The sequence below is a fragment of the Pseudoalteromonas sp. 1CM17D genome (assembly GCF_023161805.1).
GTDB lineage: Bacteria > Pseudomonadota > Gammaproteobacteria > Enterobacterales > Alteromonadaceae > Pseudoalteromonas > Pseudoalteromonas atlantica.
The window spans coordinates 162,533-177,229 of sequence record NZ_JALNTP010000009.1 but is presented as its reverse complement, the minus strand read 5'-3'; the positions used below and the strand labels follow the sequence as shown (position 1 = coordinate 177,229).

The 14,697-nt window shown below is 38.9% G+C and carries 12 protein-coding genes; 9 read left to right on the top strand and 3 right to left on the bottom strand.

From position 1 onward, the window contains the following. Window positions 1–119 precede the first annotated feature (119 nt). Genes MSC25_RS15940 through MSC25_RS15930 form a run of 3 tightly spaced genes read left to right on the top strand, consistent with a single transcriptional unit; the run spans window position 120 to window position 2,232 of the window. On the top strand, window positions 120–407 hold the full coding sequence (locus tag MSC25_RS15940) for a hypothetical protein (protein WP_029774445.1): 288 nt from the start codon (window positions 120–122) through the stop codon (window positions 405–407). Further along, window positions 404–1,999, top strand: coding sequence for a PepSY-associated TM helix domain-containing protein (locus tag MSC25_RS15935; protein WP_248443945.1), 1,596 nt, complete (start codon window positions 404–406; stop codon window positions 1,997–1,999). Before MSC25_RS15940 ends, MSC25_RS15935 begins: the two co-directional genes overlap by 4 nt. Beyond that, window positions 1,996–2,232, top strand: a complete 237-nt coding sequence (locus MSC25_RS15930) for a hypothetical protein (protein ID WP_248443944.1) — start codon at window positions 1,996–1,998, stop codon at window positions 2,230–2,232. The genes MSC25_RS15935 and MSC25_RS15930 overlap by 4 nt, the downstream gene beginning before the upstream one ends. Here MSC25_RS15930 and MSC25_RS15925 read toward each other — a convergent pair. Then, the gene (locus MSC25_RS15925) at window positions 2,229–3,065 is read right to left on the bottom strand and encodes a patatin family protein (protein WP_055253856.1); all 837 of its coding nucleotides are present in this window, start codon (window positions 3,063–3,065) and stop codon (window positions 2,229–2,231) included. The genes MSC25_RS15930 and MSC25_RS15925 overlap by 4 nt on opposite strands. 354 nt (window positions 3,066–3,419) lie before the next feature. Between MSC25_RS15925 and MSC25_RS15920 the strand changes: the two genes are divergently transcribed. Beyond that, window positions 3,420–4,292, top strand: a complete 873-nt coding sequence (locus MSC25_RS15920; protein ID WP_248443943.1) for an SMP-30/gluconolactonase/LRE family protein — start codon at window positions 3,420–3,422, stop codon at window positions 4,290–4,292. 9 nt (window positions 4,293–4,301) lie between these two features. Here the strand turns inward: MSC25_RS15920 and MSC25_RS15915 are convergent, their stop codons facing one another. Next, window positions 4,302–5,744, bottom strand: coding sequence for a diguanylate cyclase (locus tag MSC25_RS15915; RefSeq protein WP_248443942.1), 1,443 nt, complete (start codon window positions 5,742–5,744; stop codon window positions 4,302–4,304). Between the two features lie 198 nt (window positions 5,745–5,942). Here MSC25_RS15915 and MSC25_RS15910 point away from each other — a divergent pair, with 198 nt between their 5' ends. Continuing rightward, the gene (locus MSC25_RS15910) at window positions 5,943–6,839 is read left to right on the top strand and encodes a cation diffusion facilitator family transporter (RefSeq protein ID WP_248443941.1); all 897 of its coding nucleotides are present in this window, start codon (window positions 5,943–5,945) and stop codon (window positions 6,837–6,839) included. Here the strand turns inward: MSC25_RS15910 and MSC25_RS15905 are convergent. Further along, window positions 6,836–11,371 (bottom strand): EAL domain-containing protein, encoded by a 4,536-nt coding sequence (locus MSC25_RS15905; RefSeq protein WP_248443940.1) that lies wholly within the window; start codon window positions 11,369–11,371, stop codon window positions 6,836–6,838. The two genes, MSC25_RS15910 and MSC25_RS15905, sit on opposite strands and share 4 nt — an antisense overlap. Before the next feature lie 132 nt (window positions 11,372–11,503). On the opposite strand from MSC25_RS15905, the gene MSC25_RS15900 reads away from it, so the two are divergent. From MSC25_RS15900 to MSC25_RS15885, 4 genes are all read left to right on the top strand, one after another. Continuing rightward, window positions 11,504–12,058, top strand: a complete 555-nt coding sequence (locus tag MSC25_RS15900) for a hydrolase (RefSeq protein WP_248443939.1) — start codon at window positions 11,504–11,506, stop codon at window positions 12,056–12,058. A gap of 106 nt (window positions 12,059–12,164) precedes the next feature. Beyond that, window positions 12,165–13,631 (top strand): methyl-accepting chemotaxis protein, encoded by a 1,467-nt coding sequence (locus MSC25_RS15895; protein WP_248443938.1) that lies wholly within the window; start codon window positions 12,165–12,167, stop codon window positions 13,629–13,631. A gap of 13 nt (window positions 13,632–13,644) precedes the next feature. After that, on the top strand, window positions 13,645–14,133 hold the full coding sequence (locus MSC25_RS15890; protein WP_248443937.1) for a DUF6436 domain-containing protein: 489 nt from the start codon (window positions 13,645–13,647) through the stop codon (window positions 14,131–14,133). 190 nt (window positions 14,134–14,323) lie between these two features. Next, window positions 14,324–14,695 (top strand): hypothetical protein, encoded by a 372-nt coding sequence (locus MSC25_RS15885; protein WP_248443936.1) that lies wholly within the window; start codon window positions 14,324–14,326, stop codon window positions 14,693–14,695. Window positions 14,696–14,697 lie beyond the last annotated feature (2 nt).

Genomic DNA, 14,697 nt, shown 5'->3' with positions numbered 1-14,697 from the left:
ATTAGCTTATTAAGTAACGATAATATGTTGCATAAATTTACAAATGCGCAATATAATGCAAATAGTTGTTATTTGCATATGCAGGTGTGCGCGCCTGCTATTTATTAAATGAGCTAAAAATGAATAATAAAAAAACCTTTAGCGCTACAAAGCGTCGCCATTTAATGGCGTGCGTATTGGCATTGGTAACCGCTACGGTGATGATCACCGGGATGACTACCTACTTGCCCTTACAAATGAGTGAACAAATTTTACTGCCTATTTTACTGTTTCCAATTATTTGGGTTGGGCTTTTTATATATGCCTACATTAGCGAAAAAGCATGGCAGCCATTTTTACTCATGATCACTTTGTGTTTAGTGCATGGAATTTTAAGTTATTTTGCATTAATGCAGGGGCAAGGATGAAATCAATTACTTTAAAAAAGCTATTTTTATTACATAGTTGGGTGGGCGTAGTAACCGCCGTTTTATTGTTTGTTGTGGCATTTACCGGCGCGTTAGCAGTACTTGCCAGGCCTGAGCTAAAAATTTGGGCCAACCAATCACTGCAGCAAACTCAACATATTCCTAATAGCGAAATAAGCACATTAGTTAATACATACCACGCTCAAGTGCCCAAAGAGTTTGGTGAAAACATTCATGTGTTTATGCCAACAGGGCATAATTTTCACTTACTGGCTTTAGTATTTGAATCGCACCATGGTGATGAAAATTACCAGCAAGAAGTACTTCGGGCATTTGAATTTGACCCAGCAAGCTTAACGTTGGTAAATACCTACTATGGCCCAAGTAAGCAATATTATGCCAATAGAAAAACAGATGCAGCCAGCTACATTGGTGAGTTTCACGCTGACTTACACTTAGGGCAACCTATAGGGCTTATTTTAACTGGGTTTTTAGGTTTAACATTATTAGTAAGTACGGTAACTGGCTTATTTATACATCGTAAATTAATTAAAGAGCTGTTCACCTTTAGGTGGCTTAAAGGCTTTGATGTAACCATAAGTGACGGCCACAAAGTAATGGGCATTTGGGGCAGTATTTTTAATATTGTAATTGGCTTTAGTGGCGCATTTTTAGGGCTCGCAACCGTAATTTTACTACCTGCAGCAGCTTTTGTTAGCTTTGGAGGCGACCAAGATAAGTTAATAGAAACTTTTACAGCCATTCCTGAGCCAATAATTAGTCATGTAAATCAGCCGACTAACATAACCGCTATTTTAAGTGATGCGCAGCAACGCTACCCACATGCTGTTATTTTAGATGCCACGGTAATGGCGCATAACGATGCTAACGCACAAGTGTATTTACGCCTTTTAGGAGGCGAAGCCGTGGCTTCTCAGTTACTGCATTACAATGGGCAAGGGGAGTACATCACTTCAATGAGTAGCTTTGGCGATATTGCAGGGGTATCAATTAAAATTATTGAAATACTCTTCCCACTCCATTTTGGTAATTTTGCAGGTTTATTTGTCAAGTTACTTTGGGTAATGCTTGGCTTAGCATGTGCCTTAATGCCACTTTCTGGCATGATGATGTGGTTAGCAAAGCGTACCAGAGGCAGCACACCAACGCTTAGCGCTGACGCGTATGCAAGGTGGAACCGCTTTATTATAGGCAGTTGCGGTGGTTTAGTGCTTGCTTGTTGTGTGTTATTCCCTGTGCAAGTACTTTTAAACTATGCCGTGGCTGGCGCTGAGCACAATGCTTACTTTGGGCCGGTATTTTTTTACGCGTGGTTAGTATGGCTAGTAATTGCAGCATTTTGGCAAAACTATAAAAACTACTTCAGAGCAACCTTGTTGCTTTGCGCCTTATTCTTAATAAGTGTTTTACCACTTAATAGTGTATTGGGCGTTAATAATGTTATTAACGCAAACAGTACCCTAGTGGCATTTACAGATATTAGCTTTTTAATTGTGGGACTGGCGTTTTTATGGGGATACTTAAAAACAAAACCTGATGCCATAGCACTTGCAGAGGTAAAAGCAGGATGAGCACCGTTATGATAATTATTGCACTAGCGTGTTTACTGGCCGCTTTATTATTAATGAGAAGTAAGCACTACAATGTAGCCTATAAGTGGCTGTATTGTTGTGCTTTAATAGCTATTGCCTTAGCGTTTTTTATACATGTTTACGCTGTGCTAGCGGGCATTATATGCACCATTGCAGCGTTTACTGTAATGGGCATACTGGTTGCGCTATCTAAAGGGAAACAACACACTTAGCTTAAAAAGGCTTTGGCTGTATCAATTCCCATTTTGTACCCGTCGTTAAGGCGTTTAACATTTTTTGTTGTACGGCCCACTCTAAATTGAGGCGGTGGAGCAATAATATTGATTTTGCAATCTTCAGGCGGGTTATTAATAAAATCTATGCTGCTGTTATAAACATGCGCTCTGTTAATCGAGCTATTTATTAAAGCAGGGTAGTTTTTATAAAGTTTTTTGGTTAACCACTGCGATTTACTTGGCTTTTTTCTATAGCCTAGTGGCTGAGAAAGCACCACGGTTATTTCTTGAGCGCCCATTTCGTATGCTTTTATTACGGGAATAGAGTCTGCTACGCCGCCATCGGTCATCGCAATATCATTAATTATAGGGTAGTTACGATACGCAATTGGAATCGCGCACGATGCCTTAAGTTGCTCTACCATCGCATCACTACTTGCTTTAAGGTAGTGGGGTTGCCCTGTGGTGATAGCTGTAGAGACGATATAAAATTCGTGAGCCGCCTTTGCAAAGGCTTCTGTATTGAGGGGGATCTCTTTAATGGTTGCTTGCCACAGCCAATCTAAATCAAATAAGTGGCCGCCTTTGATAAAGCGCGCTAAGTTAATAAATTCAGGCCGACACGAAAAATCGGTAATAACATGGTAGTTTCGTTTAGGTTGTTGGCATAAATAAGCGGCTATATTGGTAGCGCCAGCAGAAACCCCAAAGTAATTAGTAAAAGGTTGATAGCGCTGCGCTAAAAACTCATCCAACACGCCGGCGGCAAAAATACCGCGCATTGCACCTCCCTCAACCACTAAAGAATGTTTATTGTTATTATTAATCATACTATTACCTCCCTTTTGATGATATTACCAACTAACCAGGTAAAGCGCGATAAAATGCTGAAATAATTATACCCATTTGCCACATTACTTAATTCACTTAAGGGGTTAAACTTAGCGCTAACGGCGCTAAAAATTTTGATATAACCAGACCAATAACGAAGCTTTTATCCTGTAATCAACATGGTTTAGTATTTAAAACTAAATCACTTAATTAAGCTATTTGGTATTAGTGCACTGTTTGGCTTAGCAAAAGCATTTAGTTGCTAATATGTTTTGTTTAATCGTAAGTGTTGGGTATTTCTGATAAAGTATTTATTAATACAAGGCTTTGTTAATATTAAAGAATCGTTATTTATGACTGACTCAAGTGTGACCGTATTTAGTAACTTGCAAAATAAGTTAGGTGAAAGCCCGCTTTGGCACCCTTTGCTTGAAACGCTATTTTGGGTAGATATAGAAAAAAATCTCCTGCTAAGTAAGTGTTTAACAAAGCCTGACTCACTAACACAAGTTGAAATGCAAGATACGGTTTCGGCTTTAGCGTGGCTTGATAAAGCACATCTTATTATTGGCACCAGTACGGGTATATATAAATACCATATAGCTTCTGGGGTGCGCCAAACGCTCACATTTTTAGAAAATACCCAGTCCACACGGCGCTCTAACGATGGTCGGGCAGACCCTTGGGGTGGGTTTTGGCTAAGCACTATGGATACAAACGCCCGCTCAGGCGAAGGTAAGATTTACCGTTTTTATCAAAATTCGCTTAATTGCGTGGTGCAAGGTTTAACCATTCCCAACGGGTTATGTTTTGATAAAGCGCGCTCACGTGCTTATTACTGCGACTCAAAAGCCAGCTGTATTTTTACTTTAAATGTAAACCCAGACAGCGGCGAGCCTATATTACCCGCCCAAGTTTTTTATCAATTTAAAAATACCCAAGTAGACCCAGATGGCTGTGTGATTGATGCCCTTGGCAACTTATGGCTTGCGGTATGGGATATGGGCTGCGTTATGTGTTTATCGCCAGATGGGGAGGTTTTAAACACACTGTCGCTTGCTGCAACAAAACCTACAAGCGTTGCGTTTGGTGGCAATAACGCACAGTGGCTATTTGTAACTTCTGCAGATGACAGTAATGTAAAAACTAACCAGTCATTACAAGGTAATGTATTTAAAATATCAGGTATAAAAAACGGGCAGCTAGAGCCGCCCGTTACTTTATAATAGATTTAGTTATGTAAATTGGCACACCTTATTACGGCCTGTTTCTTTTGCGGTATAGAGTGCTTGATCGGCTTTGCTTATAAAGCACTGTGGCGTGCTATTTCTATCAGGTGTGGCTGAATAAAAACCGATACTTAATGTTAAGTACTCACTTACGGTAGAGTTATTGTGTTTTATGCCTGCCGTTTTAATTGCTTGTTGAATTAAGCGGGTAAATTGTTGGCAGTCTTGCTCATTAGTTGCCGGTAAAATGACGGCAAATTCTTCACCGCCATAGCGCGCGGCTAAATCGCTTTCGCGTCGGCATCGCGACTTAAGCGCTGCTGCCACCTTAACTAAGGCTTCATCGCCTTGTTGATGGCCGTAGCAGTCGTTGTAATTTTTAAAAAAATCTATATCGCACATAATTAAGCTAACGGGTTGCTTTGCACGTGCGCAGCGTTTAATTTCGCTCTCTAGTGCTTTGTCAAAACAACGTCTGTTTGCAATTGCGGTTAGGCTGTCGGTATTTACAAGGTGGTTAAGCTTTTGATTTGCGGTAATTAGCTGTTGTTGAATATGCTGAAGCTCTTGCTTGTAGTTTAAGTTTTTAAACGCATTAGCGATTATTTCACCTACTAGTTTTAACCTAATTAAGTCTAAGTCTGTCCACTCACGTTTTTGCTTTACACAATCACAACCAATAAAGCCTACTAGCTCCTTATCGTAGCGAAGGCCAATACACAGTACCGATTGAATACCTTCACGCTCAAGTTCTTGTTTTTCTTTAGCCGCTTTTGCTGGGAGGCTGGCAACATCATTTACTTTAAATAAGTGTGTGGTGCCCATTAAATTAGCAAAGTAGGGGAGTGAGTTTTTTGGTATGTGCTGTAGTTGATCTTTAAATGACTGAATCCCCTGGTTAACCCACTCATGGGTGTTACGCATTGACTTACCATCGTCAGAAAATTTAAATAAGTAGCTCCTATCGGCATGGCATACAGTGCCAATGGCTTTAAGCGCAAACTCTATATGAGTATCAATATCGTCAATTTGAATATCTATTAAGTCGGTAGAAATTTTTGAAATAATTTTATCAAAGTTATATTGCGCATCTTCGTTGTGTTCAATTATCTCAAACGTAGCAATGTATAAGTGACTATTTAGCGAGGCAAGTTTGGCGTTTAGTAATAGGCCGTGCGTTTGTTTTTGTAAAAATACGTGGCAGTTAGTATTTATAACTAAGTATTTTTCAAACAATTGCGCAACAGTAAATTGTTTTTTACTTTCTGGACTACTTAACGTGAGGTGCTTAAAGTCTGCATCTTTTAATGTTGGCTGTGAGGGTAAATCAAATATACTCTGCGCTTGAGTGTTTGCTTTATAGGCTTGTGTTTTAGCATCATAAAGTACAACGGCAAACGGAATAAGCTTTATAGTACTCCACATATCTTCGATTGGTTTTAAGCCCACTCATTGCTCCAGTTGATTTTACATACAATTTAATTGTTCCTACTATGTTATTTAGTACAACTTTAGCTATTTTGCTAAGTTTTTAGTGCGTTTAAGAGGGCTTCGTATTACAATTGCTACTGTATATCATTACCCTTTTCTACTCTAAGCCACCTGACGGCTTATTTGCATTTTAAGTATAGGTTTTTCAAGCATTTCATGACAGAAATCACTACACACCAGGCGTCTCGTCGTCGGTTACTTATCGCTTTAGCGATAACATGTTCATTTATGATAATTCAGGTAATTGGCGCTTATTACGCTAATTCGCTTGCTGTACTTGCCGATGCAGGGCATTTATTTGTGCATAATAGCTCGCTATTTATTGCCCTTATTGCCTCAAGCTTAGCAATTCATTTTGCTAAAACCTATAACGATGGCTATCAACGCGCTGAGCTCATTGGTGGTTTAATTAATGGTTTACTGTATTTGGCAATAAGCTCCGTAATTTTATATGAAGGTGTAGAGAGAATTTCCCATCATAACGATGGCCATGATTTAGCAATAAACAGCTTTTTAATGTCGAGTATTGCCTCTGTAGGGTTTTTATTTCATGGTGCTGCAGCGTGGGTACTTTATAAAGGGCGCAAAGCAAGCATTAATGTGTACGCTGTATTTTTGCATTCGTTTTTTGACATTATATCGACCATTTCTACGTTTATAGCTGGCGTACTTATTTATTTTACGGGCTGGAGCATTATTGATATTTTATCGAGCATGCTAATTGCCTCGTTTGTGTTATTTACTGGCGGTAAAGTGATCACGAGCTGTATTAAAGGGCTGTTCTTTAATAACGCTAAGTTGCCTAAAGTGAAGGATATTGAGCAGTCAATTACCGATTTAGAGCATGTGCATAACGTACATAATGTGACGGTGTCGCGCAAAGACAGCGATATTATTGTCGGCGCTCACGTGGTGTTAAAAGAGCATTGTACAATTGAAAAGCACGATGAAGCCTGCCGCTTAAAAATAGAAAACCTCCTCGCTGCGCGTTTTAATGTTAAAAGCAGCGTACTACAAATAGAAAGCCACGAATGCCAGCATATTCATAGCTAACTTTTTATTAAAGTGTGAATATGCTCATGCGTTTCGGGGTTTTGTAATTGCTCTGCCCGCATTGGTTTTGCAAAATAATAACCTTGTAAAACATGACAACCTAACCCTTCTAAAAAGGCTTTTTGTTGCTTAGTTTCAACGCCTTCGGCTATGCAATAAAGCTCTAAGTTTTGAGCTAAAGTGTAAATGGTTTTGATGATCGACTCATCACTTTTATCAATCCCAATACTATTCACAAAGCTTTGATCTATTTTAATGACATCAATAGGGAACTGGCTCAAATAAGTAAGTGATGAGTAGCCGGTGCCAAAATCATCGAGTAACAGCTTAAAACCAGCCGATTTTAACTTTTGTAGTTGCTTTGCGGCTTTTTGCTTGTCTTCTAGCAGTATGTTTTCTGTAATTTCTAGGCGCAGTTGTACTGGACTCATTTGATGCTGTTTTAATATATTGGTCAGCTTAGTTGCTATATTCGTCCTTAAAATGTGCTTTGGCGACAAGTTAAGTGAAATATAAAACAATGGGTTGTTGGCCAGTGTAGGGGCTAGCTCAGTTAGCGCGCGCTCTAAAGCTTGCTCAGTTAATGCTTCTATCAGGCCTGTTTCTTCAGCAATAGGGATAAATAATGCCGGCGAGACAAATTGGCCGTTATTTTCCCAGCGCATAAGTAATTCAACCCCATTTATTGTTTGTGCGTGCGTGTCTATTATGGGTTGGTAGTGATTAAATAATAGATTATCTTTCGCGGCGTCTTTTAAATCGTTTTCGAGGATGAGCTTTTGTTTTATTTGCTCGTTCATCGAGTCGTTAAAAAACTTAAACCCGTTTCGGCCAGCTTGCTTTGCATGCATCATGGCTACATCGGCGTTTCTGATCAGTAAATCGGTCGAGCTGGCATCAAATGGGTATAAAGCCACGCCAATACTGGCTGATATATTAATAGAAAAATCTTCGATAATGACCTTATTGGCAAGTTCTGAGCTAATACTTTTGACTATGTTATTAAGTGCGGCTATGTCTTCTACGTTATCAATAAGCACTAAAAATTCGTCACCGCTTTGGCGGCCAAGCGTAGCATTACTTGGCAACATAGCGCTTACTCTTTGGGTAATATTACACAGCAGTTGATCTCCCACTGCGTGGCCAAATGTATCGTTTACCGGTTTAAATTTGTCTAAATCTATAAATAGTAAAGCGCTTTGAGTGAGCTGTTGGTGAGCTTTTTTAATCGATTTACCAATTTTTTGATGCATTAAACTGCGGTTAGGCAATTGTGTAAGGGGATCGAAATTGGCTAAATAACGCAGCTCGTCTTCTGCCTTTTTTTGCTCGGTTAAATCCGAAATAACAATCACATAGTAACTTATGCTATGTGTATCTTTAGCGATTGCAGTGGCACTTATATGTATGGGGTGGTGCGGGTTAGTTGCAGTTTTAATAACGGCATCAGTTCGCCAATTTTGTTTTGCTGTTAAGCTTTTTAATGTGCTGGCATAGCTTTTACATTGCGTTTTACCTATCGCATTAACAAACACTTTTAAGCTAAGCGGATGTTTATGAGTTTGCGAAAAGGTTTTTATAAAACTGTTATTTGCAGAAACCGGCACCAAATTATTATCTAGAATAAGCAGCCAGTCGTTTATTTGCCCAAACGCCTCACCTAAAATGTTGGCTTGCTGCTCATTGGCACGTTGCTCTGTTATGTTGGTATATATGCCAGATACAGATACCGGTTTATTTGTGTGCTCGTCATAAATAATTTGCCCTAAATCTTGATACCACAACCAATGGCCAAGCTTATGCTTTAACCGATAAGTTGCTTGCCAGTGCTCATGCTTTTTTTGTTTGGTAAAATTTAACCAGTGCGAAATAACCCGTGGTTTGTCTTCAGGGTGAATTAAAGCTAAATAATGTTTTAATGGAATACGGTTGGGCAAATTAGTATACCCAAGCTCACTCCCTCGGTTTGTATTTACCGAATCGTCGCTGTAATGGTAATCCCAAATGCCACTTTTATTGTTACTGAGCGCAAGTTCCGTTTGTTTTTGCGAGTGTATTGTCGCTTTTTGCGCATTAGCTATGGCTAGTTGTCTGCTTCTGTATTGCCAAAACAGTAAACACAGCACAGTTATAATAATTAAAATATAAGCCGCATACGCATAAGGAGACTTCCACGGCGCGTATGCCACATTAAAATTTAACAGCGCCGGCTTTGACTCAGTCGCACTATTAAAATTATACGCGCTGGCCTTTAATTGATAATTACCTGGTGGGAGCTTTGTAAAAAATATTTTGTTTGCTTTTAAATCATCATACTCTAGCGAAGTAGGTCCTTGAAGCGTAATTTTGTAACGTGTTTCCGCGCTATTTTGAAAATCAAAATTAGAAAAGCTGACCTCCAAACCCATATCTTCATGTGTTAATTGCAATGCAGAGGTGGCAAACTGATTTGGCTGATAGTCTAAATCGCGCGACATTAATGTAATATCGGTTATTGAGGTTGTTGTTTGCGTGCTTTGCTGTAAAAACTCAGCGGGGTTAAACGAAATTGCACCATAACTGCTGCCAAACATTACAGTGTTATTTTTAAGCGTAATTGCTCCTAAAGTACTAAATAAATTAACCGATAAACCATCTTTTACTGTAAAAACTCGCAGCCTCAACGTATCGGTATTTAAGCGGTACAAACCATTTTTACTGCTAAACCATAAATAGCCATACTCATCGCTAATAAGTGAATAAATAGACTGCGTTTTTAAGGCGTTACTTACGTTAAAGTGGTGCTTTTTTTCAAAGCTCTGCGCATCAATACCGACTAGGCCTTCGCTGGTTGTTGCTAACCATAAAATGTTATTTTTATCGGTTAACCAGTTTTCTACTGTGTGGTAATTTTGGCTGTCTTTTTTACTGGTTTTATAAATAGTGGTAAGGGTGTTTGTTTGCTCGTTAAACCGGTAAAAGTGGGTAGTTGTACTTAATACAAACTCATTTGGGTAATCATCAAAAGGTCGATGAAAAGTATAGGCCTCTAAAGGGGTTACATGTTGTTTTAACCCGTTAATTTCGCGCGTTAAGCCTGTTTTTCCATTGTACACATAAAAACTGTGATCATTATAAAAAGCGAATGTGTCGGGGGCTACCTCAGACAAACCATAAATAACCGCACCTTCAGACAGTGCGTTATTTAAATCTTTTTTAGCAACGGCTGTGCCTGTTTCTTTGTCAAATAAAATTAAACTGTAGTACCCCGTTAGCCATAAATACCGCGAAGTGGAATCTAAATCCGCTTTATTAATTGCAAAAATAGCGTATTCACCATAAACCGCTTTAGGGTCTTGCGAGGTTAGGTAGTAGGTTGTTTTGTTTTTAGCATTTACATGGGCAAGGCCATTATCGGTGCCGTACCACATAGTTAAATCATCGTCTTGGTAAATACTGTTTATATAGTTGTTTTCGGGTAGGGTGGTTTTGTTAAAGCGCCGTGTGTTTACTGACCAAGTAAGCACGCCTTGAGTGCGTGACGCCAGCCAAAACACGCCACTTGAGTCGACCATTAAATCGTTAATAGTATTTTCGGTAATATTAAATTTACTTTGATCAAAGCTAAGAATTAACTCAGTGGTGCCCTTTTCTCGGTTAAATTCGAACAAGCCATGCTCTGTGGCAATAAATTCGCCATAGGGTGTATTGCTGTAATCCCAAATATTGTAATCAGCAATCACGCTTTTAGTGCTTTGATCTGCAGCTGCTCCTGCTGAGCTATTTAAACTTAATGCGTACATGCCCTCAACGGTGCCTACTAATAATCCTAGCGCGGGGTCTACAGATAAAAATTTAACATTACTGTTATCGACTGTTTGTTTATCGGGAGTATGTAAATTAAGAGGGGTTAATGACTCTGTTTTTAGGTCGTAACTAAATAAACCCGTTTGTGTGCCTATAAATAGCGTGTTTTTGTAATATTTTAATGCGCGCACCACGCTGTTTTCATTGCCTATAGTAAACTCTAAAGTAAGTGAATTTGTTTTAGAGTTAAGTGAATACACGTTGTTTAAAATGGCAAGGTAAAAGGTATCTTGGTGCTGGGCTATCGCTTCAATAGAAGCGAAACTAGCTGTATTACCTGCAAGATTGCCCGAAAATATATTACGAGTAGTTAACGTTTTAGGGTTAACTAAATAGGCACCGGCAAGCTCAGTAGAAACAATTATATTGCCTGCATGCGTTTTAAATAGTGTAGTGATGAAGTTTTCGTTAAGGGTAAATCCGCCATCAAAAGGGGTTACCGTGTAGCCGTCAAATCGATTAAGCCCTTGCGCTGTAGCTATCCAAATATAACCTAAATCATCTTGCAAAATTTTAGTTACGTAATTTTGGGATAAACCTTCATCGGTAGATATTCGTTGTAGTTGTTGAGCATAATTTGTGGAGGCCGATACGCTAGTAATACAAAGAAAACATACAGTGGTGAAGAGAAAAAACAAAATACTCAATCGCACTAATAAACTCGCTCTAGGGCAGGGGATATACATATAAAAGTTAAATATAGCACATTTTTTAAAATGTGGATTACAACTTATAACAACTAAATTAAAGCACTAATTTAGTTATTTATAACCATTTAAGCTACGCTTACTAATTATAATTACTTAAAACGGGGTGTTATGGTTAGTCACAAAAATTTATCTGCAGATAACAGCGTGTTATTAGTGATAGATATTCAAGATAAGCTTTCTCCCGCTATTAGCGAATTTTCTGATTTACTAGAGTGGGCAATAAAAATTGCCAAAGTAAGCGCCCTTTTTAAAATTCCTAGCATAGTGACTGAGCAATATCCTCAAGGGCTTGGTGGTACAAACAGGCTTTTAAAAAACACCCTTATAAACGCACAGACTGTTGAAAAAACACATTTTAGTGCGTGTAATGAGCCTGCATTTAATGCTGTGTTTACAAAGCTTGCGCGTTCACAAATTATAGTAATAGGCACAGAGGCGCATGTATGTGTGTTACAAACCTGCTTAGATTTAATAGCCCAAGGATTTGAGGTGCATGTAGCGGCAGATGCTGTGGGTTCACGAAATACGATGCATAAATCGCTAGCGCTAGAGCAGTTACAACAGGCAGGGGCAATAATTACAAGCGTAGAAAGTATCATTTTTCAGTGGACAAAAAACGCAGCATTACCTGAGTTTAAAGCGGTTTTATCAATTATTAAATAAAGTTGGCAAGCTAGGCTATATTGATAATTAAATGTGGTCGTAATTATTAGCTAATACGTACAAACCCTGATTTTGTTTAAAAAAATTTTAATAATTAAAGGTATTTATGAATAGTGTAAGTCGTTTATTCACCATAATATTCATTTTTTTGTTTGTAGAGTCTATCGCCCTAGGCTTGTACTTTGGGACACTTACACAAGCATTTATAGTCGGCCTACCTTTAAGCTTAATGCCTATATGGTTACTTAAAACTCAGAAAAATAACCCAATCACAGGTCATGTTGTTGCTGCGGCAATTATGATGTTTTCTTTTTTGCACATACAACAAGCCTTTGGGTTAATAGAAATACACTTCGAAATATTCATCTTAATGGCCATGTTGATTATGTTTGTACAGTGGCAGGTGTTTATTACGGCCATTATTTTTGTGGCCGTTCATCATTTAAGCTTTTACTTTTTACAAACACAAAACACCGGTTTTTATGTATTTGACCCTGACAGACTGGCGTTTACTACGGTGCTTATACATGCCGGCTATGCAATAGTAGAAGTGTTTGTAGCAGGCTATATTGCTAAAACACTACAACAAGAGCGCAGAGCTGGCGTGTCTTTAACCAAAGCGACCGAAGCCATTATGCAAGACCCTGAGCATATACAGCTTTCGCTTAGGGCCGATGATAAAAATAGCAATGCAGTAGCGGGCTTTAATACTTTATTGGGTTATTTATCAGATGTAATTAGGCAAGTGCAAACGCAGTCTCTTTCACTGCAGCAAAATTCGCAGCAATTAATAAACGTACACGATGAGCTAGCAAGCGGGGCAGAGCAAAGAAAGCAACAAACTAATGATATAGCTGACTCTGGTGCTCAAGTTGCACAGGGTTTTAGCTTAGTTGAGCATGAAAGTGAAGTATTAAAGCAGCAGGTAGATAACATTACTCAAGCTGCAAATAGCGCCTTAAATGACGTTATGCAAACAGACACTAAAAGCACGGAACTACTTAATTTACTTAATCATACAGAAGAGCAAATAAATCATTTGGTGGCCGCTGGCGATGTAATATCAGGGTTGTTGAATGAAATATCAGGCATTGCAGAGCAAACTAACTTACTTGCGCTTAACGCAGCCATTGAAGCCGCAAGAGCGGGTGAGCATGGACGTGGGTTTGCAGTTGTAGCCGATGAAGTCAGAACGCTTGCTACAAGCAGTAAAGCCACGACAGATAAAATTGCTTTAACATTAAAAGATTTAGTTACAAACAGTAAAACGTCAACCCAATCTATGAGCCAGTGTGTCGATTTTGTTGTTGATTTAACGCATATCAGCACCACCATGAAAGAAAACATAAGCTCCATGAGTGAGCAAATAAAAGCCGTCAGCCAAAGTACTCACTCTGTAGCGCAAGTTGTTGCTGAGCAAGCTGTAAACACAAAACAAATAGCCTCAAGCACAGAACAAATGCAGCAAAGCCAATATCAAGATACCAAAGTGGTAGAAAAGCTAACCGCTAAAGTACAAATGATCGACGTAAGTATTGCGGTATTAGAGCAAAGCATTGCTAAATTTAAGTAATTCATCCATTAAAATGAGTGCAGTGATTGCTCTGTGGTTAGTGTTGACGGTCTCTGGTTTAGTTTATTATCAATATAATCAGTTGCGCGTTTTTGACAGTTATGGCGTGCTTGAGCAACCAGGGTGGTTTACTAAATTTAAACAACACATAGGGTTTACAGCAGCAAAGCATAATTCGTTGATTATCGTTACTGACCCTGGCTGTGGCTGCACCAAGCAAGCCCAGCCCCATTTAAAACAGTTGGCTGCGTTTTCTAAAGCGCAAAATATTACGCTTATCAATATTGAGCAAACAGCCTCTTTACAAATACTGCTCCCTGCTACACCAGCTGCCGTGGTGATTAACGATAAAGGTGACTTTGTTTATGCCGGCCCACTTTCTCAAGGGCTTGGCTGCGCGCAGGGCAGTGGTTTTGTTGAAACGGTTATAAATAATCTTGTAGCTGGATTTAACAGCGAACTGTTACTTAATAAAACCAGTGGTTGTTACTGCACTGCTTAATATTAGTGAATAATGAATCGCTTCCTAGATTTTCAATTTCAAAAACGTATTTCATTATTGACTCAAGGTAATGCTTAATGACAGACAAATTTAATAAAGTATACAGTGTGAGTGTCGAGCTTGATGAGTTTCTCTTACTTAATGAAACGGGGGCGAACAAACAATTCAATTGACCGAGGGCCAGTTGTTAATGTTCGACGGTATGAGCATGAGAGACAATTGGAGAGAGTTGGGCGTTGATTGGTTGCTAGAGCCTAGTACAGCTCACCAAAATTTAAAAAAACCTGATATAGCCGGTTTGTGTGCCTCAACAATTGTAGTATCCCCTAAATATTCACCGCTATTCTTAAACGATTTTAGCAACAATGTTGAGCTGCTTGAATGCAATTTAAAAGGTGAGAAGTGGTTTGCATTTAATGTTGTAGGCTTTGACAAAGCCCTTAGTGAAGAACACTCCATCCGAAATATTAAAAATGGCACTACACTGGAATCACCTCTACAGCTCAAACTGAATAATATGTCAGACACAGCTAACAATAAGTTTAGCAATCTGCTAATCTAGGA

Bases quoted from the DNA above. Each gene is read 5' to 3' on its own strand.
- MSC25_RS15890 (WP_248443937.1), top strand. From the start codon at position 13,645: ATGAGTGCAGTGATTGCTCTGTGGTTAGTGTTGACGGTCTCTGGTTTA.
- MSC25_RS15895 (WP_248443938.1), top strand. From the start codon at position 12,165: ATGAATAGTGTAAGTCGTTTATTCACCATAATATTCATTTTTTTGTTT.
- MSC25_RS15900 (WP_248443939.1), top strand. From the start codon at position 11,504: ATGGTTAGTCACAAAAATTTATCTGCAGATAACAGCGTGTTATTAGTG.
- MSC25_RS15910 (WP_248443941.1), top strand. From the start codon at position 5,943: ATGACAGAAATCACTACACACCAGGCGTCTCGTCGTCGGTTACTTATC.
- MSC25_RS15925 (WP_055253856.1), bottom strand. From the start codon at position 3,065: ATGATTAATAATAACAATAAACATTCTTTAGTGGTTGAGGGAGGTGCA.
- MSC25_RS15905 (WP_248443940.1), bottom strand. From the start codon at position 11,371: ATGTATATCCCCTGCCCTAGAGCGAGTTTATTAGTGCGATTGAGTATT.
- MSC25_RS15920 (WP_248443943.1), top strand. From the start codon at position 3,420: ATGACTGACTCAAGTGTGACCGTATTTAGTAACTTGCAAAATAAGTTA.
- MSC25_RS15930 (WP_248443944.1), top strand. From the start codon at position 1,996: ATGAGCACCGTTATGATAATTATTGCACTAGCGTGTTTACTGGCCGCT.
- MSC25_RS15935 (WP_248443945.1), top strand. From the start codon at position 404: ATGAAATCAATTACTTTAAAAAAGCTATTTTTATTACATAGTTGGGTG.
- MSC25_RS15885 (WP_248443936.1), top strand. From the start codon at position 14,324: ATGTTCGACGGTATGAGCATGAGAGACAATTGGAGAGAGTTGGGCGTT.
- MSC25_RS15940 (WP_029774445.1), top strand. From the start codon at position 120: ATGAATAATAAAAAAACCTTTAGCGCTACAAAGCGTCGCCATTTAATG.